Here is a 20660-nt window from a genome sequence, read left to right on the forward strand (position 1 = left end):
TTCAGCCCGGGTCGAGGTTCTGGTCCACCTGGGCCGCGAGCGCGGCCAACGCCCGTGCGGCGAGGTCGCCGTCACCGCTGACCCGCAGGTGCGCCGTGCTCGCGCCAGCGCCCCCGCCGTCGACGCGCAGCTCCGCCTGGCCGCCGGGCCACGCGAAGTACGCGTGCGGCGGGTCGAGGTGACAGTCCACGTCACCGGGGCCGACGCCGAGCACGTCGCACAGCCACGCCTTGGACTGCGCCGGGTCGGCGGCGGTGTTGAGCACGATGGCGGGCATCGCGGCGAACCCCCGGCTCGCTTCGTGGCCGGTCACGCGGTCGGCTCGGCAGAGTCGTCGGTGGGCACCGATTCCGCCCCGTCCATCAGCGGTGCTCCCGCACGGGGGCCGTGGAGAGCAGGTCGTCCCGGTACTCGCGGGGCAGCTGCGAGACCAGGTCGTCGAACTCGCCCTTGCTCACGCCCTGCTTGAGCGTGGCCACCACGGCTCGGGCATGCTCCCGCGCGCTGTCCTGGGTGCAGTCGCGCCCCTCGGCCTCGGCCACCCTGCGGTAGAACTCCTCCAGGCCGAACGGTTCCGCGCCGCCGGTGGTGGGCAGCGCCTCGGCGATGGCGGGCGGCAACTGCCCCGCCAGGTCCTTCGGTTCGCCCCCGGCGAGCCGCTGCCCGAGCACCGACAACGTGGCGCGGGTCGCCGACTCCGCGTGCCCGGGGTCGGTGAGGCCCACGGTCTTGCGCACCGCCGCAACGATCTCGTGTTCCTTCATCGCGCCTCCTCGTCACGTCGAGTTCCGGCTCTCCTGCTCTCGCCTACCCGGTTCGCGCCCCCGTTACACGGGGTCTTCCCGAGATCGTCTCCGAGCGGGCATAGTGCGTGGGATGGCAGCAGAGTTGCGCAGTGCGGAGTGGTACTCGGGCGACGACCGCAACGCCTACATCCATCGCGCGTGGATGCGACGCGGACTACCGGGCAGCGCCTTCACGGGGCGCCCGCACATCGCGATCGCCAACACCGCCTCCGACCTCACGCCGTGCAACGCGCACCTCGGCGAGGTGGCCTCCTCGGTCAGGGACGGCATCCACGAGGCGGGCGGGATCGCGCTGAACCTCCCCGTCGTGTCGCTCGGCGAGACACAGCTGCGGCCCACCGCGATGCTCTGGCGCAACATGGCGGCGATGGCGACCGAGGAGATGCTGCGGGGCAACCCGGTCGACGGCGTCGTCCTGCTCGGCGGCTGCGACAAGACGATCCCGGCGCTGCTCATGGCTGCTGCCTCGGTGGATCTGCCCGCCGCCGTGGTTCCCGGCGGGCCGATGCTCACCGGCACCTTCCGGGGCAGGCCGCTCGGCTGCGGCACCGACGTGTGGCGGCTGTCGGAGGAGGTCCGAGGCGGAACGCTGGACCGCGAGGACTTCGCGCGCTCGGAGTCCGCGATGATCCGCAGCCGCGGTCACTGCAACACGATGGGCACGGCGTCGACGATGGCGATCATGGCCGAGGCACTCGGCACGGTGCTGCCCGGGCTGGCCGGCACACCCGCGCCCGACAGCAGGCTGCTCGAGTCCGCGCACGAGACCGGCAGGCTCGTCACGGACCTGGTCGCGCGGGACCGGAGGCCCAGCACCGTGCTCTCCCGCGCGTCGTTCCACAACGCGATCGTCGCGCTGGCCGCCACGGGTGGCTCCACCAACGCCGTCGTCCACCTGCTCGCGATCGCGGGACGGCTGGGCATCGAGCTGACCCTCGACGATTTCGACCGCATCGGCTCCCGCGTGCCGCTGCTGGTGAACCTGCAGCCCGCGGGCAAGTACCTCATGGAGGACTTCCACCGCGCGGGCGGGCTGTTGCCGGTGCTGCGCGAGGTGCGGGACCTGCTCGATCCCGCGGCGCTGACCATCACCGGCAAGCCGCTCACCGACCATCTGGACGGCGCGCGGAGCTGGGACCCCGACGTGATCCACTCCCGCGCCGAGCCGGTGCAGGAGGAGGCCGGAATCGCCGTGCTGCGCGGGAACCTCGCCCCGGACGGCGCGATCATCAAACCGGCGGCGGCCTCCCCGCACCTGCTCCGGCATCGCGGCCGGGCGGTCGTCTTCGACTCCATCGAGGACTTCCACGCCCGCATCGACGACCCGGACCTCGACGTCGACGCCGACTCGGTGCTGGTGCTGCGCGGCTGCGGACCCAAGGGCTACCCCGGGATGCCGGAGGTGTCGAACATGCCGCTTCCCTCGAAGCTGCTGGCCGAGGGCGTGCGCGACATGGTGCGCGTGTGCGACGGCCGGATGAGCGGCACCGCGTACGGCACCGTCGTGCTGCACGTCGCTCCCGAGGCGGCGGCGGGCGGCCCGCTCGCGCTCGCGCGCACCGGCGACCCTGTGGTCCTCGACGTCGCGGCACGCAGGATCGACCTGGACGTGCCCGAGTCGGAACTGCGCGCGCGGACGCCGAACCGGGCCACCCTCGACGGTTTCGCCAGCCCGCGCCGTGGCTGGGAACGCCTCTACGTCGACCACGTCGGGCAGGCCGACACGGGCGCCGACCTGGACTTCCTCCGCGGCTCCAGCGGCTCGAAGGTCAGCCGCGAGTCCCACTGACACCCGCCTGCCCCAGCCCGCGTGCCCCGCCTCGCCCGGACCGCAGTGAAGGCCACCTTCACTGCGTTGACCGCAGTGAAGGTGGCCTTCACTGCGGTTGGGTCCACTTCGGATCGTGGCAATTACCGGCCAGGGTCGCTCAACTCAGCGGTGCTCGCGGTTAGCTTTGGCGACATGGGATGGACCATTCGTGCCGCACTCGCCCTCGCCACGGGAACTCTGCTCGCCGCGTGCGGGGGCGGGCAGGACGCGGCGACCCCGCGGAGTTCGGTGGCCGTGTCGCCCACGACCACAACCTCCGCTCCGGCGCCCACCCCGGAGGAGCTGCCCGTCGAGCGCGACATCCGGGATGCGTACGAGGCCGCGCTGGCCGCGCATCCCGGCACCGAGAGCCTGGACCGCTGCACCCGCCAGACGCCGCTGACCGACACGGTGTGCGGCACGGCGTTGTCGGCGGCGGCCGACGTCGCCGACGCCACGGCGCAGACACTGACGGCCGGGAACCCCGAACACGCGCACCTGCTCTACGGCGCGGTGCTCACCACCGCGAGCGCCATCCGCTCCACGGTCGGCCAGCTCGCCGGGTCGATGCCCTGCTACGGACTCAACGACAAGCCCTCGCCCCCACCGCAGCTGGCCGCCGAGGCGCAGAGCATCTGCGCCGAGGGCGCGGACATAGCCAAGAGCCAGTGGCGGATCTTCCTCGGCGCCGTGGGTGCCTGACCATCGGAGCAACGGACATGGAACCAACGGAGTACCGGCCCAGCAAGGTATCCACCGTGCTGGCCGTGGTGTTCGGCGGGCTGGTCGGCCTGGTCTGTCTGCTGGTGTTCGTGAGTGTGTTCGGCGTGCTGGACGAGGTGGTGGTGGACCCGCTGCTGGTGGTGCTCTTCGCCGCGCTCTACGGAGCCTGCGCCGGTTTCTCCCTCGCCGGCTGCGTGCTGCTGCTCCAGCGCAAACCCACGGGCGTCAGGGTGAGCTCGATCGGCAGCGTCCTCGCGCTGGTCATCGTCCTCGCCGAGCTCGTGGTGAACTCGCTGCCGGAGTACGCGAGCAGCACGGGCCCGGCGAACAGCCAGCGACTCGGGATCCTGTTGCTGTTCGGGACGCTGGCACTGGTGCAGGCGCGGCGGAAGGACACCCGGCACTGGGTGGGCCTCGACGCCTGACCTCGCCGGTAGGTTCGGGGCATGACGACATCCGAGAGGTCCGTCCGCATCGAGCGCGTCTCCGCCGGACGCTACGTCGCGCACAACGACCGCGGCGGCACCCTGCCCATCGGCGGCGACGACTTCAGCCCCGTGGAGCTGCTGCTCGCCGCCATCGGCGGCTGCACGGCCATCGACACCGACGTCGCCACGAGCAGGCGGACCGAGCCGACCGAGTTCACCGTCGCCGTCAGCGGCGACAAGGTGTCCGATCGCGAGACCGGCAACCGGATGGAAAACCTCTCGGTGACGTTCCACGTGCGTTTCCCCGAGGGCGAGCAGGGCGACGCGGCGCGCGCGATGCTGCCGCGCACGGTCGCCCTGTCCCACGACAAGCTGTGCACGGTCAGCCGCACCGTCGAGCGTGGCACCCCGGTGCGAACGATCATCGAGTAGCCGCGGCCGGAGCCCGTCAGGTCAGGTGGTCGAAGTCGCCGCGGACCCAGCCGATGTGGCGGTCGGCCGACCGGCGCACCACCGCCTTGGCGTCCTCGGCGATCACGTTGTCGAAGTTGCCGTAGAGCCGGTCGAACTCGAAGCGTTCGAGGTGGGCCGTGACCCCGGCCGACAGCGGGATGCGGTTGGGGTAGCTGCGCATGAAGCTCACCGAGACGCGGTCCGGGTTGGCGAAGACGGTGTCACTGCTCAGCAGCACACCCCGCCCCTCGGCGCCCGCCGCCCAGTGCACCACCGCGCTGCCCGGGAAATGGCCACCCGGCTGCGTCATGGTCACGCCCGGAACCGGTTCGACGGTGCCCGACCACGGCTTGATCGCCGGGTCGCGCCTCGCCACCCACTCCAGGTCTGGTTCGGAGACGAGCACCGGCACGCCGCCCAGCGCCCTGCTCCACTCCACCTGCACGCCGAACATGTGCGGATGGCTGGCCGCGATCGCCACGACGTCGCCCAGCTCCCGCACCCGGCGCACGGCGTCGTCGTCGAGGAAGCCGATCGGGTCCCACAACACGTTGCCCTCCGGCGTGCGCAGCAGTTTCGACAGCTGGCCGATGCCCACCGCCGGATCGCTGCGGAGACCGAACAGGTCCGCCTCCAGCGGCACGACGTCGACCCGCCGGCCCGCCGACGCCAGTTCCGCGAGCGTGGTCCACTGCTGGCCATCGGCCGGCACCCACTGTCGCTCGTCGGCGCAGATCGCGCAGACCTCCACGCGCTCGTCGTGCTCCACCGCGCACGTCCGGCAGATCCAGAAGCTCATCGTGTTCTCCCTTCCCCAGAGGGTCCATCTTCACCCGGGGAGGGTGAAGGACGACAGTGTGCTGCTGGCCCCGCCCGCGAGCGCGCGGCGGCGGATGCCACGGGGCAGCCGTGGCAGCAGCCGCATCGAGAGCGCTGTGAGCGCGACGTGGGCCGGTGAGCGCGGGATGCCGTTGCGCAGCACGCGCGGTGCGACCTCGCGGCAGCGGAGCACGTAGTCGCGCACGCCGTGCTCGTACGCGGTGAACGCCGCGGCGTGGTCGCCGCGCGCGTTCGCGAGCGCGCGGGCGAGCACGTACGCCGCGGCCATCGCCAGCGTGGTGCCACCGCCGACCGCGGGCCCCGGCGAGTACCCGGCGTCGCCGACGAGGGTCACGCGGCCGCGCGTCCACGTGTCCATCCGGACCTGGGCGATCGCGTCCAGGTAGAAGTCGTCGGCGTCCTCCGCGGCGTCGAGCAGGCGGGGCACCTCCCAGCCCGCACCGGCGAACTCCTTGCGCAGCAGACGCTTCTGCTCGGCGACGTCGCGGTGGTCGTAGGACAGCTCGCCCGAGCGGAACAGCAGCACCGCCCGCGCCTGCCCGGTGCGCGGCACCGCGTACATCGCCACCACGCGGTCCACTGCGTTGTACAGCACCGTCCGCCCGGCGAGCCCCAGGCGGTCCGGCAGTGTGAACACCGCGAGGTGGCCGCCGAGGTGGTGCAGGAAGCCGCGCTCGGGCCCGAACGCGAGCCGCCGCACGTTCGAATGGAGGCCGTCAGCGCCGATCACGAGGTCGAACCGCCGCGTGCGCCCGCTGTCGAACGTGACGTCCACTCCCCCGGCGTCCTCGGCGAGCGTCCGGATCGAGTCGCCGAAGACGTACTCGACGTCGTCCCGCGTCACGTCGTGCAGCGTCGAGGCCAGTTCGCCACGCATGACCTCGACGTGGTTGGCCTCGGCGAACGCGTCCGACAGGTGGGCCAGGTCCGTTTCGATGGCCGGCTTGCCCGGTCGTTCCAGCCGGATCGTCGCCGGCGGGAGCGCGGCCTCGCGCAACGCGGGCACGATGCCCATCCGTCGGGCCACCTCCATGGCCGGCGCGAAGAGGTCGACCGCATGACCGCCAAGACCGAGCCGCGGGCGGGGCGTCCGTTCCACGACCACCGGCGAGAACCCCGCCCGCGCGAGCCAGTACGCCACGACCGGGCCGGCGACGCTCGCCCCGGAGATCAGCACGTTCATCGGTACCCCCGTTCATTGACCTTCCGGTAAGTAAACCGTTTACCTTCCGGTCGGTCAATGAACTAGGGTGTGACGCGTGGCGAGACCGAGGACAAGCCGGACGAGGCAGCGCATCCAGGAGGTGGCGCTCGAGCTGTTCGCCGAGCAGGGCGTGCGGCAGACGAGCCTGCGCCAGATCGCCGACCGGCTCGGCCTAACCAAACCCGCGCTGTACTACCACTTCGCGTCCCGCGAGGAGCTCGTCGCGAGCCTGCTGCAGCCGCTGACCGACGACCTCGACGCCCTGCTCGCCGAGGACGAGGCCGCCGAGGAGGTGGACCCGCGGGAGCTGCTCGGCCGCTACTTCGACGTCTCCCACCGCCATCGTGTCGTCACCGGCCTGATGCTGCGCGACCTGCCGACGCTGAGTGAGTTCGGTCTCGTCGAGCGCATCGTGGACTGGCGTCGCCGCCTCACCACGCTGCTGGTGGGCCCTGGCGCCGACGTCGCCGCCCAGGCACGGGCGATCGTGGCGCTCGGCGGGCTCGGCGACTGCCTGGTGCTGCTCGCCGACACGCCCGTCGACGAGCTGCGGACCGCCGCACTCGACGCCGCCTGCGCGGCCCTCGGCCTCCCCGCGAGGTGACCCCCTCGCCTACCCCGGCGTCGTGGCGAGCCTCCAGAACTCCGCGTAGCGACCACCCCGGCGCAGCAGCTCGTCGTGGCCGCCCTCCTCCACGACCCGGCCGCCCTCCAGGAAGACGATCCGATCGGCGTTCCGCACGGTCCGCAACCGGTGCGCCACCAGCACCACCGTCCGCCCCGCGAGCAACCGCTCGATGCCAGCGTGCACCGCCGCCTCGTTCACCGGGTCCAGCGCGGAGGTCACCTCGTCCAGCAGCACGATCGGCGCGTCCTTGAGCAACGCCCGCGCGATCGAGACCCGCTGACGCTCACCGCCGGACAGCAGCGCGCCACCCTCCCCGACGTTCGCCGCCCAGCCACCGGGCAACCGCTCCACCACGTCGTCCAGTCCCGCCGCGCTCGCCGCCGCGCGCACCTCGGCGACGCTCGCGCCCGGCCGACCGAGCCGCACATTCTCCTCGATCGTGCCGTCGAAGAGGTAGACGTCCTGGAAGACGATGGCGATCCGCGACATCAGCTCGCCGGTCTCGATCTCGCGGACGTCCGCGCCGCCCACGCGCACCGCGCCCGCGTCGACGTCGTGGAACCGCGCGAGCAGCCGCAGCAACGTGCTCTTGCCCGCACCCGACGGCCCGACCACGGCGAGCCGCCGTCCCTCCGGCACCGACAGCGAAACGCCGTCGAGCACCACGCGGTCGCCGTGCCGGAAGGTGACCGCGTCGAACTCCAGTGCGTGCCCCTCCGGTTCGACCGGGTCGCGGGGTTCCGGCAGCGGTTCCGTCCTCAGCACCGCGTCGAGCCTCGCGAGCTCGGAGCGCGCGCCGCGGAGCTTGCCCCCGATGTCCGACAGCGACAGCAGCGGATCCGCACAGCGAGCGGCCAGCACCAGGATCGCGAGCACCTCCGCCACCCCGATGTGCCCGCCGAGCGCGAGGTGGGTGCCCAGCACCAGCACCACGGTGAACATGGCCTGCACCGCGAGCGTCAGGCCCACCGTGCCGGGCAGCGCCGACAGCAGGGTGCGACGGGACGCGCGCTGCACCTCGCGCAGCGAGTCGTCGAGCATCTCGAACCGTTCGTGGGTCCGGCCGCCTGCCCGCAGCACCGGCTGGGCCTGGAGGTACTCGATGACCCGCCCGGCGGCCTCGTGGTCGCGTTCGTGCCGCTCGGCGTCGTGAGCCGCCATCGAGCGTCCCGTCCAGATCTGGATCGCCGCGACGATCGGCGCGGCGACCAGTGCTGCCAGCCCCAGCTGCCAGTTGAGAGCGAGCAGCACGGCGACGATCGTCAACGGCGTCACGCAGGCGGAGACGAACGGCGCCAGCAGGTGCGCCGCCACACCCATCGCGTCCAGCACGCCCCGGCTGGCCAGCACCGACACCTCACCGACCCGGGCCGCGCTGTACCAGCCGATGGGCAGGCGGGCCAGGTGGTCGCCGAGCCGGTGATACATCCCCAGCAGCAGCGAGGTCCCTACCCGGAACCCGGACAGGTCGCTGAGGTAGCGCAGCACGGCGAACACCGCGACCGCACCGCCGAACGCGGCCAGCCACGGCCAGGCACCACCGGGATCGCCGCCGAACAGCGCTCGCAGCACGGGAACCAGCAGCGCGTAGGAAAGGCCCTCGGCGATCGCGGTGATCGTCATCAGTGCCACCGTGCGGCGTACCGGCTTCGCGTACTCGGGACCCAGCACACGCAGCAACATGCGGATCATCGGAACTCTCCTCGTCGGTGGGACTGCCAGAACGCCGCGAACTTTCCGCCGCGTGCCAGCAGCTCCGCGGGACTGCCGCGCTCGGCGACCGTCCCGTCCTCCAGCACCACGACGGTGTCGGCGTCGGCGATGGTCTCCAGGCGGTGGGCGATGACGAGAATCGTGCGCTCGCCCTTCAGCGCCTTCAGGGTCCGGCGCACCGCCTGCTCGGTCTGCGGGTCGGCGAACGCCGTCGCCTCGTCCAGCACGAGGACAGCCGCGTCTGCGAGCAGTGCCCGGGCCAGCGAGATCCGCTGCGCCTCTCCGCCCGAGAGGACCGCGTCCTCCCCGATCACCGAGTGGTACCCCCGCGGCAGCTCCAGGATCCGCTCGTGGACGTTCGCCAGCCGGGCCGCGCGCACCACGTCGTCGAGACCGGCGTTCGGCGCCGAGAGCGCGATGTTGTCGCCGACCGACGCGCGCAGGAGCACGGTGTCCTGGAAGACGAAGGAAACCTTCCGGTAGAGCTCCCGGCTGCCGAGCTCGCGCAGGTCGACGCCTCCCAGCGTGACCGAACCGTGTGTGGGATCGAAGAACCGGGGCAACAGCTGGACCACAGTGGACTTCCCACTGCCCGACGGCCCGGCGAGCGCGGTGACGGTGCCCGGCTCCAGCACCAGGTCGATGCCGCGCAGCACCTCGTGTCCGGATTCGTAGGCGAACCGGACGTCCCGCAGCTCCACCCGCTGCCCCCGCGGCGAGGCAGGGCGCACGGGCTCCGGTAGCGACGGCACCGCCAGCACGTCCCGGATCCGGCCGACCGCGCGCCGGGCGGCCTGCAGGTCGTCGAACCCGTGGCCGAGTGCCGCCACCGGAGCGGTCAGGCCCAGACCGAGCAGCAGGAAGGGCAACAGGTCGGGCGCGGCCAGGCCACCCGTCGTGATCAGGACCGTGCCTCCGATCAGCACCACCAGCAGCACGAACGGCGGCGACAGGGCCAGCTGCATCCCGGCGGCGACCTCGGACAGACCACGCACCCACCGGAAGAAGACGCGGCCGAAGTCGTCCGCCGCGGTGAGGAACCGGCGGTGGGCACGCCCGGCGCCACCGAAGGCCTTGACCACCGCGATCCCCTGCACGAACTCGACGACCGAGTTCGCGATCCGGCCCATCGCCGCGTCGAACTCCTCCTGCTCGCGCCGCCGCGCCGGGGTCATCATCAGCGGCACCAGCGCCACCGCCAGCACCACCGGAATCAGCGTGATCAGCGTGAGCCGCCAGTCGACGGTGAACAGGTACACCAGGGACACGAGCGGCACCACGAACGCGGCGACGAGCTCGCCGGGGGCGTGCGCGACGAACGGGTGCACCGCGCTCACGTCGTCCCCCACGACCTTCGCCAGCTCCCCGGTCCGGCGGCGGGAGAGCCAGCCGAGCGGCACCCTTCCCAGCCTCGCGGCCAGCGCCCGGCGCAACGACAACTGCACCTGGTCGTCCACGAGGTGCCCGATCCCCGCCGACGCGGCCGTGAACAGCAGGCGGACGAGCAGGCCCGCCGCACCCGCGAGCACGACGAACCAGACGTGGCCGTGATCGATCGGCCCCGGCGAGAGCAGGGTCCGGCCCAGTTCGACCACCGCCAGCAACGGCGCCAGGCCAGCGACCGCGCCGATCACCTGGAGGACCACCACGGCCGCGAAACTCCCGGCGAAAGGACGCAGCAGCCGGGCCGTGCTCGGCGGCGCCTCGGCGGCGGCCGGTGTGGACACTGCCCTCGCCTCGGCGAGGTCGGTGGCGGTCATCAGCCGGCCAGTGCCCGGCGGACGGTCGCGCCGAGCTCGGCGAGCTGGCGCTGCGACACCTCGGCGGACAGGATCGCCTGCGACCCGTGGAACGTGCCCGCCCACTGGTGCAGCTCCACCGGCACCCCCGCCTGGAGCAGGCGCAGCGCGTACTCGATGTCCTCGTCGCGGTTCGGGCAGAACTCCGCGGTGGAGACGTAGGCGGGCGGCAGGCCGGTCAGATCGGTGGCCCGCGCCGGGGCGGCGTACGGAGTGGCGGGAGCGGAACCGAGGTAGTGCCGCCACGCCTCGGTGACCTTGTCGCGGTTCATCCAGGGCGTGCCGGTGAAGTTGCGCGCCGACCACGTCCCCTGCCGGTCGTCCAGGCCGGGCTGGTTGAGCAGCTGGAACCGGATCGGCGGGCCCTGCTCGTCACGCGCCCGCAACGCCACGCCGGCCGCGAGGCCGCCGCCCGCGCTGTGTCCGCCGACGGCGATCCGCGCCGCGTCGATACCCAGCTCGGCGGCGTGCTCGGCCGTCCAGTTCAGCACCGCGTAGGTGTCGTCCAGAGCGGCGGGGAACGGGTTCTCGGGGGCAAGGCGGTAGCCCACCGAGATCACCACGGCGCCGGAAAGGCCCGCCAGCCGCGCTGCCCACGGGTGCTCGGTGTCGAGGTCGCCCATGACCCAGCCGCCGCCGTGCATCCAGACGATGGCGCCCTGCGCCAGGTGCGGACGGTAGATCCGCACCGGCACGTCCGGATCGGCGGGCACCGTGCGGTTCTCGACCTGCATGTCCGTGAGATCGGGAGCGGGCACCGCGACGGCCAGCTCGGCGAAGTTCCTGCGCGAGGTCTCCAGATCGGTCAGGTCGGTCTTCGGGAACAGCGCGAGGAATGCTTCCAGTTCGGGATCCATGCCGACCATCCTCTTGGCCGGGCCCCACGGAGGGCAGCCGCCATCCGTCGCGCGATCCGGCCTGGCCGTGCACCGAACGCGCATATCCTGAGGCCATGGAGGCACTGGCGCAGCGGCTGTCGCACCTGGATTCCCACGTCGAAGGGGCCCTTCGTGTCGTCATGTTCTACGACACGCTGATGCGCAGGCGGGTGGACCTTCCCGCGCTCGCCCGTGCCTCGGCGAACCTGGCCGAGTGCGTGGCCGGGATCCGCCTGCACGACAAGGGGAAGGTGATCCGCTACGCACCCGATGGCAGGCCCGCACCCGAACCGGCGAAGCCCGCTTCCACCACGGTCCCGATCACGCTGGACGGCGAGGAGATCGGCACGGTGTGGCTGGAACGCGCGGTCACGCCCAGCTCGCTCGACGACGTGGTGCTGGACCGGCTCGCCATCGCCTCTGCGGCCGTGGTGGAAAGGTACGGACCGGCCCGCACCACGATGGCCGACCCCGCCCTCGTCGAACTCGTGATCAGCGCCGACAGCGACGAGGCGGGCCGCAACCGGGCGCTGCGGCTCCTCGGCTTCGCCGCCGACCAGCCCGTCCGCGTCGCCGCCGTCCGGTCGGAGTTGCCGCTCGACCGGGTCGGCGGCCTGGTCTGCCCGGCGGGACCGGTGAAGGCCGCACCGCTCGACGGCGTGGGCGTCATCCTGGCCACCACCCTCGACGCGGAACGGTTTCCAGCCGGCGTCCACGCGGGCATCGGCGCCACCGGCAGCCCGGAACGGTCCTGGTGCCAAGCGCGCACGGCCCTGCGCTTCGCCACCCGCCGCCAACCGGTGGTGCACCACCACGAGCTGGGGTCGCTGGCGCTGCTCGCGGAGGTACGCCGCGACGCCCTGCGAGGCAACGCCGACGTGGTCGCGATCGCCCGCCTGGCAGGCAGCCCGGACGATCTGGAAACCCTGGACACCTACTGCGCCACCGGATCCCTGCGCCAGGCATCCGAGCGGCTCCACCTCCACCACAGCAGCGTCGCCCGCAGGCTCGAACGCATCGGGCAGGCGCTCGGCATCGAACTCACCGAGCCCACCGGGCTGACCCGCGCCAGGCTCGCCCTCACCGCGTGGCGGCTGCTCGACGACTGACGCTCGCCGGAGCGACACGGCACAGGCGCGGGACCCACGCTGGGCGTGGACAGCCCCGGCGTGCGCACGCACCAGGTCGATGGCGCGGCTGACGGCCACTCCGGGGTCGCCGCCGCGGGCACCTCCCGGCGGACACGTCGCCGGAACGCCGTCGGCGCTCGATCACACGGATGAGGAAGCTCAGGACGGAGCGGGCACGATCCTCAGCGCCGCCCCGGAGTCGCGGATCCGGCGTTGCTCTGCGGGCGGCAGCCCGTCGTCGGCCAGCACGAGGTCGAAGGCCGTCAGCGGGGCGAGCGCGTAGAGGCCCTGGCGTGCGAACTTCGTGTGGTCGACGAGCAGCACCCGGCGCGACGCCGACTCCATCATCGCCCGCTTGACCTGGATCGTGGCCTGCGACTGGTGATAGCAGCGCCCCTGCGAGATCGCTGTGGTGGAAAGGTAGAGCGTGTCGGCCCTGACCTTCGACACGCCTTCGGCCGTGTAGAGACCGAGGAACGCGTCGTAGGCCGGGAAGTACTCGCCGCCGAGCGCGATCAGGCTGATGCCGGGTTTTCCCGCCAGCATCGTGATCACCGGCTGGAAATGGGTCACGACGGTCAAGGGCGCCCGCTCGGGCAGCAGTTCCGCGAGATGCAGGCACGTGGTGCTCTCGTCGAGCATCAGCACCTGCCCCTCGGTCACCTCGCTCGCGGCGGCCATGGCCAGCGCCCGTTTCGTCGGCGCCATCGCCTCCCTGCGCTGGGCAACGTCGCCATGGAAGACCTCGGAAGGCACCGCGGTGGCACCGCCGCGGACCTTGCGCAGCCAGCCCGCGCGCTGCAGCGCCTCCAGGTCACGGTGGATCGTCATGAGGCTGACACCGAATTCGGCCGCCAGCGCGCTGGCCCGCACGAAGCCGTCGCCGCTCACCCGCTCGCGGATGCGCTGCCTGCGCTCGGACTGCAACGACGCCCGGCCGGCCGTCATGGCACCTCCCGACTCCGTGTGAGAAAATGTTAGATCGCTGATGCTATGGCAACGCCAGATCACCGATCGACCTGCGATGACAACTGGTCACGCACGCTTGAGCTAACGCGATCATCGCACGAACCCGCGATGTCTTGCCCGTTGCTGTTGTGTCGGGCTCCATGACGCGCTCTCCTGGATCACGACTCCGCGCGGGAGCGGAGCGGACAGGAGGAATCGACATGGCAGCGGTCGCGGTCGATGCGGGCACCTCGATGATCAAGGCCGTGCTGTTCGGCGACGACGGAGCCGAGATCGTCGTGTCCCGCCGCGCCACCGAGGTGCTGCGTCCGCGGCCGGGCTGGGCCGAACAGGACATGGCGGCTGTGTGGGAGGCCGTGGTCGCCGCCGTGCGAGAGGTGCTCACGCACGCACGCGACGACGTCCGGTTCGTCGCGCTGACGGCGCAGGGCGACGGATGCTGGCTCGTGGACGAGGACGGCGAGCCGACCGGGCCCGCGATCCTGTGGTCCGACGGCCGCGCCGCGGAGGTCGTCGAGGGATGGCGCCGCGCGGGAACGGCCGAGAAGGCCTTCCAGCTCAACGGTTCGCTCGGCTTCTCCGGTCTGCCGCACGCGATCCTGACATGGCTCCACGAACACGATCACGCGCGACTGTCGAAGTCCGCCACGGCGCTCTACTGCGGTGGGTGGCTGTTCTCCCGGTGCACCGGCGTGCGGGGCGCCGATTTCTCCGACGCCTCGGTGCCGTTCCTCGATCCACGTGCCCGCGCCTACTCGCCAGAGCTCCTCGCCCTGTTCGGCCTCGACTGGGCCGCGCGGCTGCTGCCCGAGATCATCGACCACACGGCCCGCTCGGCGCCGCTGACCGGCGAAGCGGCATCCCGGCTGGGTCTGGCCGAAGGCACGCCGGTGGTCCTGGCGCCCTACGACGTCGTCTCGATGGCGGTCGGGATGGGTGTGACGGAACCGGGGCAGGCGTGCACGATCCTCGGCACCACGCTGTGCACCGAGGTCGTGCACGACACCGTCGACACCTCGGGAGAGCCGTCCGGCCTCACGATCGTGCTCGACCACGGCACCGACGTGCTGCGCGCCTTCCCCACCCTCGCGGGTACCGAGGTGCTCGACTGGACCACCCGGATGCTCGGGCTCGACCACCCGCGCGAACTCGGCGCGCTAGCCGCCGGATCGCCGCCCGGAGCGCACGGGCTGATCTTCCTGCCGTACCTCTCCCCCGCCGGAGAGCGCGCGCCGTTCCTCGACCCGTACGCGAGGGGCACGTTCTGGGGGCTGAGCCTGGAACATGACCGGGCCGACCTCGCGAGGGCGGTTTTCGAGGGCCTGTCGCTGGTGATCCGCGACTGCGTCGCAGCCTCCTCGGCGCGCGTGCGTGACCTGCGCCTGTGTGGCGGGGGCGCCGTCAGCGACCTGTGGTGTCAGTTGATCGCCGACGTCGTGGGCGTGCCGACGGCCCGCTCGGCCGATACGGAGGTCGGCGCGCGGGGAGCGTTTCTGTCGGGGCTCGTCGCGACCGGAGCCGAGCCGGATCTGGCCGCCGCTTCGCACCACGTGCGGCTGGCCAGCTACTGGCAGCCGGATCCGGACCGCGCGCGCCACTACACCGGGCTGTACGGCCGGTTCCTGGAACTGCGCGAGATCGCGGCCCAGGGCTGGCGGGCCGGCGAGACGACCGGACCGGGAGCATGACGCAGACCTTCGAGCCCGTGTGGCTCGGCATCGACGTGGGCACGCAGAGCGTGCGGTGCCTGGCGGCCGATCGAACGGGCACACCCGTTTCCACGGGGTCGCATCCTCTGCGCGGCACGCGCGACGACGACCGGCACGAACAGGACCCGCACGCGTGGTGGAGCGCGCTCGCGGCAGCGTCCCGCGAGACGATGGCGGGCGTCCGAGGGCGGCTCGTGCGGGGCGTCGCACTGTGCGCGACCTCGGGCACGATCCTGCTCGCTGATCGCGACGGCGAGCCGGTGTCGCCGGGGCTGATGTACGACGACGCGCGGGCGGGCGCCGAGGCGCAGCGCGTCGTCGACGCGGGTACGGCGCTCTGGCAGCGGCTGGGCTACCGGCCACAGGCATCCTGGGCGTTGCCCAAGTTGCTGTGGCTCCTCGCCGGGACACCCCGTCGCGACGTCCGCCTGCTCCACCAGGCCGACTACCTCACCGGCAGGCTGGTGGGGCGGCCCACCGCCGTCGACTCCAGCCACGCGCTCAAGACCGGCTACGACCTCGACGCCGAACGCTGGCCGGCCGGCATGTTCGACGAACTCGGCATCTCGCCTGCCGTCCTCCCCGAGGTCGTACGCCCCGGCACGCCGCTCGGCGGCATCGGCCGGGAGGCCGCGGGCGAGACCGGAATCCCCGACGGCACGCCCGTGATCGCGGGAATGACCGACGGCTGCGCGGCGCTGCTCGGCTCCGGTACCTTCGAGGCCGGCTCGTGGAACAGCGTCCTCGGCACCACGCTCGTGCTCAAGGGCGTCACTCCACAACGGATCCACGACCCACTGGGTGTGGTCTACTCCCACCGCGCTCCCGACGGCAACTGGCTGCCCGGCGGCGCCTCCAGCGTGGGTGCGGGCGTGCTCGCCGCGGAGTTCGGCGGGGCGGACCTCGGCGAACTGACGGCGAAGGCGGCGGCGCGCCCGCACACCACGGTCTCGGCCTATCCCCTCGTCTCGCGCGGCGAGCGGTTCCCGTTCGTCGCGAGTGATGCTGAGCGCATCACCGTGGGCGAACCGGGCGACGACATCGACACCTACGCGGCCCTGCTTCGCGGAGTCGCCTTCGCCGAGCGGCTCTGCTTCGACTACCTCGACCTGCTCGGCGCGCCGGCCGACGGCCCACTGAGCCTCACCGGGGGCGGTGCGCGCAACCGGTACTGGTGCCAGCTGCGCGCCGACACGCTCGGCCGCCCGGTCACGGTCCCCGAGGACGCCGACCCCGCGGCGGGCATGGCACTACTCGCCCGTGCCGAGGGAAACCCACTCGCCGACGTGGCGGGCGACCCGCCCCGCGAGGTCCTCGACCCGGATCCCGCGCAGGCGGAAGTCCTGACGGACGGCTACCTCAGGCTGGTGGCCGCATTGCACGAGCGCGGCTGGCTGCCTGCCGAGCTCACCCGGCACGCGCGAGAACGGAGCACACGATGACCGACCTGGTTCTGGTGCGGCACGGGGAAACCGTATGGCACCACGACAACCGCTACACCGGGCGCACCGACGTCTCCCTGACCGAGCGTGGACGGCAGCAGGCGAACCTCCTCGCTCACTGGGCCACGCACGCCGGGCTGACCGCGATGTGGGCGTCACCGCTGAGCAGGGCGCAGGACACGGCGAAGGCCGTCACAAGCGCGATCGGGCTGCGGGCCACAGTGGACGACCGGCTGACCGAGCTCGACTTCGGCGAGGGCGAGGGCCTTACCGGCCAGGAGATGGCCGCGCGGTTTCCCGAGGCCCGGCAGGCATTCCAGGCCGATCCGGTCGCCTTTCACCTTCCCGGCGGAGAGGATCCCGTGCGCGCCGCCGAGCGCGCCGAACGTTGCCTCGCCGACGTCGTCGCGGCGGCACCGGAGGGCCGGGTGCTGGTAGTCGGTCACTCCACGCTGCACCGCCTGGTGCTGTGCAGGCTGCTCGGCCTGCCACTGTCCACCTATCGCACCGTGTTCCCGGTCGTGCGCAACTGCGCGATCACCACCGTGCGCTGGACCGGTACGGGCCGGGCGGCGCTGATCGAGTTCAACACCCGTATCGAGGAGACACGATGACGGTCCGCATCCTGGCCGCCGGCGACCATTTCGTCCGCACCTCCCTGCTCGTCGACGCACTGCGCGCCGAGCTCGGCGACGACCCGGAGATCCGCACGCTGGACCTGCCGTGGCCGGTCGAGCCGTACCACCCCGTGGCCGAGGTGGACGAGGCCTCGGGCAGCGAGGGGGAGCTGATCGAGGCGCTGGCCGGCGTGCGCGTCTGCGTGACCCAGTTCGCGCCGCTCACCGAGCGGGTGCTGGCCGCCTGTCCCGATCTGGAGCTGTTCGCCGTCGGCAGGGGCGGTCCGGTGAACGCCAACGTGGCGGCGGCCGCCCGCCACGGCGTCACGGTGACGAACACGCCGGGGCGCAACGCGGTCGCCACGGCGGAGCACACGGTCGCGTTGATCCTCGCGGCGGCGCGGCGCGTTCCCGACACCCACGGCGAGCTGCGCGGCGGCGTCTGGCGCGGGGACTACTACCAGTACGACCAGGTGGGTCTCGAACTCAACGGCGCCACAGTCGGCCTGGTGGGCTACGGCGCGATCGGGCGCAGGGTCGCCGCGATCCTGAGGGGTTTCGGAGCCAGCGTGCTCGTGCACGACCCGTACGCCGCGCCGGAGGGCGACGTCGAGAGCGTGGAGCTGGCCGAGCTGCTCGCACGCTCACAGGTCGTGTCGCTGCACGCCCGGCTGACGTCGGAGAACAAGGGACTCATCGCCTCGGCCGAGATCGCGCGCATGCCGCGAGGGTCCATACTGGTCAACTGCGCGCGCGGCGGTCTGCTCGACTACGACGCCGCATGCGACGCGCTGGACTCCGGCCACCTCTTCGCGCTGGCCCTGGACGTCTATCCCGAGGAGCCACTGTCGCCGGCCTCCCGGCTGCTGCGCACCCGCGGCGTGGTCAGCACCCCGCACCTCGCGGGCGCGAGCAAGCAGACCGCCCACAACGCCGCCCGCACGGTCGCCGCCGACGTGGCCCGGTTCCTGCGCGGCGAGCCTGTCGCCAACGCGGTACGCCCCTGACGCGGACGAGGCCGCCGCCCTCGCCGGCGGCGGCCTCGTCCGGGGGGCCTACCGGCTCAGCCCGCCGCGGCCCACATCGTCCGGAAGTTGTCCTCGTACTGCGCGTACACCGTGCCGAGGTTGGTCTTCAGCATCGCCTCGTCGTTGCGCCGCAACGAGGTCTGGTTGAAGTTCGGGCTGCCGGTGAGCACCCACCTCGAGCCGGGTTCGCCGTCGTACTCGCCTTCGAGTAGCAGGTACTTCGAGTGGATCCGGCCGGGCAGCACGGCGGCGTCGTCCAGCGCGCGCAAGGCGATGTTCGGGTGCGACTCCAGCAGCCGCCGCACCTCGTCGTCGATCAGGCCATGCACGATGCGAACGTCACAGCCGTCACCGGCCAGCTCCACCAGCCGCTCGGCCAGTCCGATCCGGTAGGTGTCCCATTCGGACATCCCGATGCGGATCGTGGTGGCCGTACGGCAACCGGCTTCGTCGAGGAACGCGGCGACCGGGTCCTGCGTGGCGAACGGATGGAAGTACGACGTCACCGAGCCGCCACGCATTCCCGTACCGGTGACGCGGGCGTAGTCGTCGGTACGACGCTCGGCCGCCAGGTCCTCGAAGTACGAGTCGTAGGCCCGGTACAGCTTGGAGTTGCCGACGAGCGTGAGTGCGTTGTTCCAGTAGGTCGTCGAGTTGAGGTCGGTGAAGTTGGCCGAGGACTGCACGACCACATCGGACTGTCCGCCGGTGCGCGAGAACAGGTAGAACTTGTTGTGCTGCCCCTTGGTCCCGATGCACGCGGCGGTGTTGCCCTCGGGCGAGAGCCCGGTGCAGACGTGCAGCCAGGACCGCCGCGTCTCGTCGGTGCCGAGCACGTCCCGCAGCGCCCCGACGGCCGGGTTGGTCACCTGCCAGCCGTCGAGCACCACCTGCACGTCGACGCCACGCTCGTGCGCCCTGACGAGCTCGGCGGCGAAGTCCGCTCCGGCCTCCCCCGAGATCACGAAGTGCGCGATGCGGATGCGCGAGCCGCTCGGGGCCTGCTTCACCAGGGCGCAGATCTGCCGCACGATCGCGGTGGGGTCACCGGCCGCGGGATCGTTGAAGACCGCGCCGGTCCGTACCGGGGCGGCCGGAGCGTCGGCGCACGGCCTCGGGTTCTCGCCGGCGCCCGCGGCCGCCGTGGGTATCGCCGCGCCGGTGACCGCGAGCGCCGCCGCGGTGAGCACCGTGAGCAGTGCCTTTACACGCATCGATCATTCCTTTCGTCCGGGGCGACCTTGCCCGGGAAGTGCGAACAGAGCACCAACAGCCGATGACGTCTCGGCGGAAGTTCGGAATGCGAAGAATTAACGTTAAAGTTAACGTTAATGGTGGGACTGAAGCAGAAACGTACGGCCGCCAGGCGAGCGCTGTCAAGGTCGCGACGTTTCGCTGAGCGACACCGTTGACTCGGGCGACATCGGGAGTTAACGTTCATCCCGATCTCAGTTAGCGCTCACGTGAACGTTCATCCTCTTCCCGTGGGCCGCCTCCCGTCAGGAGCTGACACCTTTGGGCAACATCACCGACTCCGAGCTCGCCGGAAGTCTGCGCCGGGCCGTGCTCGACGCAGACCCGGCACTCTCCCGCTACAACCCGCTCTCTCGCATCCTCGTGTTCGACCAGTTCAACTCGGGAACGCACGGCTGGACCGAGCTGATCGGCAACCACGACGGCGAGGGCAACCTCGACACCGTCGACGACCACATGCGCGACTTCCGGCCACCGCAGCTGAGCTCGTGCACGTTCTTCGACGTCGGCACGCACGGCGCGATGACCGGCACCTACGCGCTCAAGGTCGCCACCCGGCCGCTTGCGGGCCACACCGCGGTCGCGATCCGCAGGCTCACCATGGCGAAGAAGGGCCTCGTCCAGTTCGAGACGTACTTCACCTACAAGGCCGAGGCCGCGTCGGAGGAGAACGGCGCCGCGCAGCAGGCGGGCGCAGGCGAGTGGGACGGCAACATCCACCCCTCGGAACAGCAGTTCGGCGCGTTCACCGTGGCCACCGACATCTGCGACGACCGCGGCGTCCGCTACCACTGCGTCGCCCGCTACCAGAACACCGACCTCGAGAACCGGTTCACCCGTCGCTGGATGTACCCGGTGGTGCCAGAGCCGACACCGAGGGAACACCTGGAGGGCAAGGCGAAGCTCGCCGCGACCGACGACTTCACCGCACCGAACCCCGACGACTGGCGTTACTTCGGCGAACCGCAGTCCTTCTGCTACAACGAGGTGCCGACCAAGGTCAACTGGCACTACCTGCGCTGGCAGCTCGACACCGAGAAGCAGCGCAACGTGGAGCTGCAGGTCAACGACCGCGTCTACGACATGCGCGACGTGCCCGTGCCCGCGTACGAGGAGCGCTACGACTCGCTCGACAACCTGCTCAACTTCTACGTCAGCACCCGCACCCACACCAACGTCAGGAACTTCCTCTTCCTGGACTCGGTTCTGATCTCGGTCGATTGGTAGGT

Annotated in this window: 20 protein-coding genes; 11 read left to right on the forward strand and 9 right to left on the reverse strand. The window is 71.8% G+C overall.

The features are described 5' to 3' along the window. Position 1: 1 nt before the first annotated feature. The gene (locus DI005_RS09130) at positions 2-313 is read right to left on the reverse strand and encodes a hypothetical protein (RefSeq protein WP_113641851.1); all 312 of its coding nucleotides are present in this window, start codon (positions 311-313) and stop codon (positions 2-4) included. Positions 314-362: 49 nt separating this feature from the next. Next, on the reverse strand, positions 363-764 hold the full coding sequence (locus DI005_RS09135; protein WP_112267915.1) for a DUF2267 domain-containing protein: 402 nt from the start codon (positions 762-764) through the stop codon (positions 363-365). 112 nt (positions 765-876) lie between these two features. On the opposite strand from DI005_RS09135, the gene DI005_RS09140 reads away from it, so the two are divergent. The 4 genes from DI005_RS09140 to DI005_RS09155 all read left to right on the forward strand — a co-directional run bounded on the left by DI005_RS09140 (position 877) and on the right by DI005_RS09155 (position 4199). Beyond that, entirely contained in the window at positions 877-2595 is a 1719-nt protein-coding gene (locus DI005_RS09140) for a dihydroxy-acid dehydratase (RefSeq protein WP_113641852.1), read from the forward strand. Positions 2596-2769: 174 nt separating this feature from the next. Beyond that, positions 2770-3318, forward strand: coding sequence for a hypothetical protein (locus tag DI005_RS09145; RefSeq protein ID WP_137096409.1), 549 nt, complete (start codon positions 2770-2772; stop codon positions 3316-3318). Between the two features lie 17 nt (positions 3319-3335). Beyond that, complete coding sequence (locus tag DI005_RS09150; protein ID WP_113641854.1) at positions 3336-3764, forward strand: hypothetical protein; 429 nt, start codon at positions 3336-3338, stop codon at positions 3762-3764. Between the two features lie 21 nt (positions 3765-3785). Next, entirely contained in the window at positions 3786-4199 is a 414-nt protein-coding gene (locus DI005_RS09155; RefSeq protein WP_112267923.1) for an OsmC family protein, read from the forward strand. A gap of 16 nt (positions 4200-4215) precedes the next feature. On the opposite strand, the gene DI005_RS09160 is transcribed toward DI005_RS09155, so the two are convergent. Together DI005_RS09160 and DI005_RS09165 are read right to left on the reverse strand one after the other, a co-directional pair. Continuing rightward, positions 4216-5019, reverse strand: coding sequence for a hydrolase (locus DI005_RS09160; RefSeq protein WP_113641855.1), 804 nt, complete (start codon positions 5017-5019; stop codon positions 4216-4218). A 30-nt stretch (positions 5020-5049) separates the two neighbouring features. Next, positions 5050-6243, reverse strand: a complete 1194-nt coding sequence (locus DI005_RS09165) for an FAD-dependent monooxygenase (RefSeq protein WP_113641856.1) — start codon at positions 6241-6243, stop codon at positions 5050-5052. A 76-nt stretch (positions 6244-6319) separates the two neighbouring features. On the opposite strand from DI005_RS09165, the gene DI005_RS09170 reads away from it, so the two are divergent. Further along, positions 6320-6868 carry a TetR/AcrR family transcriptional regulator gene (locus DI005_RS09170; RefSeq protein ID WP_112267929.1) on the forward strand — a complete coding sequence of 183 codons (549 nt, stop codon included), beginning with the start codon at positions 6320-6322 and terminating at the stop codon, positions 6866-6868. A 9-nt stretch (positions 6869-6877) separates the two neighbouring features. Here DI005_RS09170 and DI005_RS09175 read toward each other — a convergent pair whose 3' ends face one another. Genes DI005_RS09175 through DI005_RS09185 form a run of 3 tightly spaced genes read right to left on the reverse strand, consistent with a single transcriptional unit; the run spans position 6878 to position 11261 of the window. Next, a complete protein-coding gene (locus tag DI005_RS09175) occupies positions 6878-8584 on the reverse strand; it encodes an ABC transporter ATP-binding protein (RefSeq protein WP_112267931.1) in 1707 nt (568 codons plus the stop codon). Next, on the reverse strand, positions 8581-10365 hold the full coding sequence (locus DI005_RS09180) for an ABC transporter ATP-binding protein (protein WP_113641857.1): 1785 nt from the start codon (positions 10363-10365) through the stop codon (positions 8581-8583). The genes DI005_RS09175 and DI005_RS09180 overlap by 4 nt, the downstream gene beginning before the upstream one ends. Continuing rightward, complete coding sequence (locus DI005_RS09185) at positions 10365-11261, reverse strand: alpha/beta hydrolase (protein WP_112268322.1); 897 nt, start codon at positions 11259-11261, stop codon at positions 10365-10367. The genes DI005_RS09180 and DI005_RS09185 overlap by 1 nt, the downstream gene beginning before the upstream one ends. 95 nt (positions 11262-11356) lie before the next feature. Here DI005_RS09185 and DI005_RS09190 point away from each other — a divergent pair, with 95 nt between their 5' ends. After that, on the forward strand, positions 11357-12391 hold the full coding sequence (locus tag DI005_RS09190) for a CdaR family transcriptional regulator (protein ID WP_113641858.1): 1035 nt from the start codon (positions 11357-11359) through the stop codon (positions 12389-12391). Between the two features lie 180 nt (positions 12392-12571). Here the strand turns inward: DI005_RS09190 and DI005_RS09195 are convergent, their stop codons facing one another. Beyond that, the gene (locus DI005_RS09195) at positions 12572-13360 is read right to left on the reverse strand and encodes a DeoR/GlpR family DNA-binding transcription regulator (protein ID WP_112267937.1); all 789 of its coding nucleotides are present in this window, start codon (positions 13358-13360) and stop codon (positions 12572-12574) included. A gap of 221 nt (positions 13361-13581) precedes the next feature. Between DI005_RS09195 and DI005_RS09200 the strand changes: the two genes are divergently transcribed. Genes DI005_RS09200 through DI005_RS09215 form a run of 4 tightly spaced genes read left to right on the forward strand, consistent with a single transcriptional unit; the run spans position 13582 to position 18156 of the window. Continuing rightward, the gene (locus DI005_RS09200; RefSeq protein ID WP_113641859.1) at positions 13582-15069 is read left to right on the forward strand and encodes an FGGY-family carbohydrate kinase; all 1488 of its coding nucleotides are present in this window, start codon (positions 13582-13584) and stop codon (positions 15067-15069) included. Continuing rightward, a complete protein-coding gene (locus DI005_RS09205) occupies positions 15066-16532 on the forward strand; it encodes an FGGY-family carbohydrate kinase (protein ID WP_113641860.1) in 1467 nt (488 codons plus the stop codon). Before DI005_RS09200 ends, DI005_RS09205 begins: the two co-directional genes overlap by 4 nt. Then, positions 16529-17146 (forward strand): histidine phosphatase family protein, encoded by a 618-nt coding sequence (locus tag DI005_RS09210; RefSeq protein WP_112267945.1) that lies wholly within the window; start codon positions 16529-16531, stop codon positions 17144-17146. Before DI005_RS09205 ends, DI005_RS09210 begins: the two co-directional genes overlap by 4 nt. After that, the gene (locus tag DI005_RS09215; RefSeq protein WP_113641861.1) at positions 17143-18156 is read left to right on the forward strand and encodes a 2-hydroxyacid dehydrogenase; all 1014 of its coding nucleotides are present in this window, start codon (positions 17143-17145) and stop codon (positions 18154-18156) included. Before DI005_RS09210 ends, DI005_RS09215 begins: the two co-directional genes overlap by 4 nt. Before the next feature lie 56 nt (positions 18157-18212). On the opposite strand, the gene DI005_RS09220 is transcribed toward DI005_RS09215, so the two are convergent. Next, positions 18213-19391 (reverse strand): phosphatidylserine/phosphatidylglycerophosphate/cardiolipin synthase family protein, encoded by a 1179-nt coding sequence (locus DI005_RS09220; RefSeq protein WP_112267949.1) that lies wholly within the window; start codon positions 19389-19391, stop codon positions 18213-18215. Between the two features lie 301 nt (positions 19392-19692). Here DI005_RS09220 and DI005_RS09225 point away from each other — a divergent pair, with 301 nt between their 5' ends. After that, a complete protein-coding gene (locus DI005_RS09225) occupies positions 19693-20658 on the forward strand; it encodes a DUF6772 family protein (RefSeq protein WP_112267951.1) in 966 nt (321 codons plus the stop codon). Positions 20659-20660 lie beyond the last annotated feature (2 nt).

It is taken from the genome of Prauserella sp. PE36 (genome assembly GCF_003311655.1).
GTDB lineage: Bacteria > Actinomycetota > Actinomycetes > Mycobacteriales > Pseudonocardiaceae > Prauserella_A > Prauserella_A endophytica.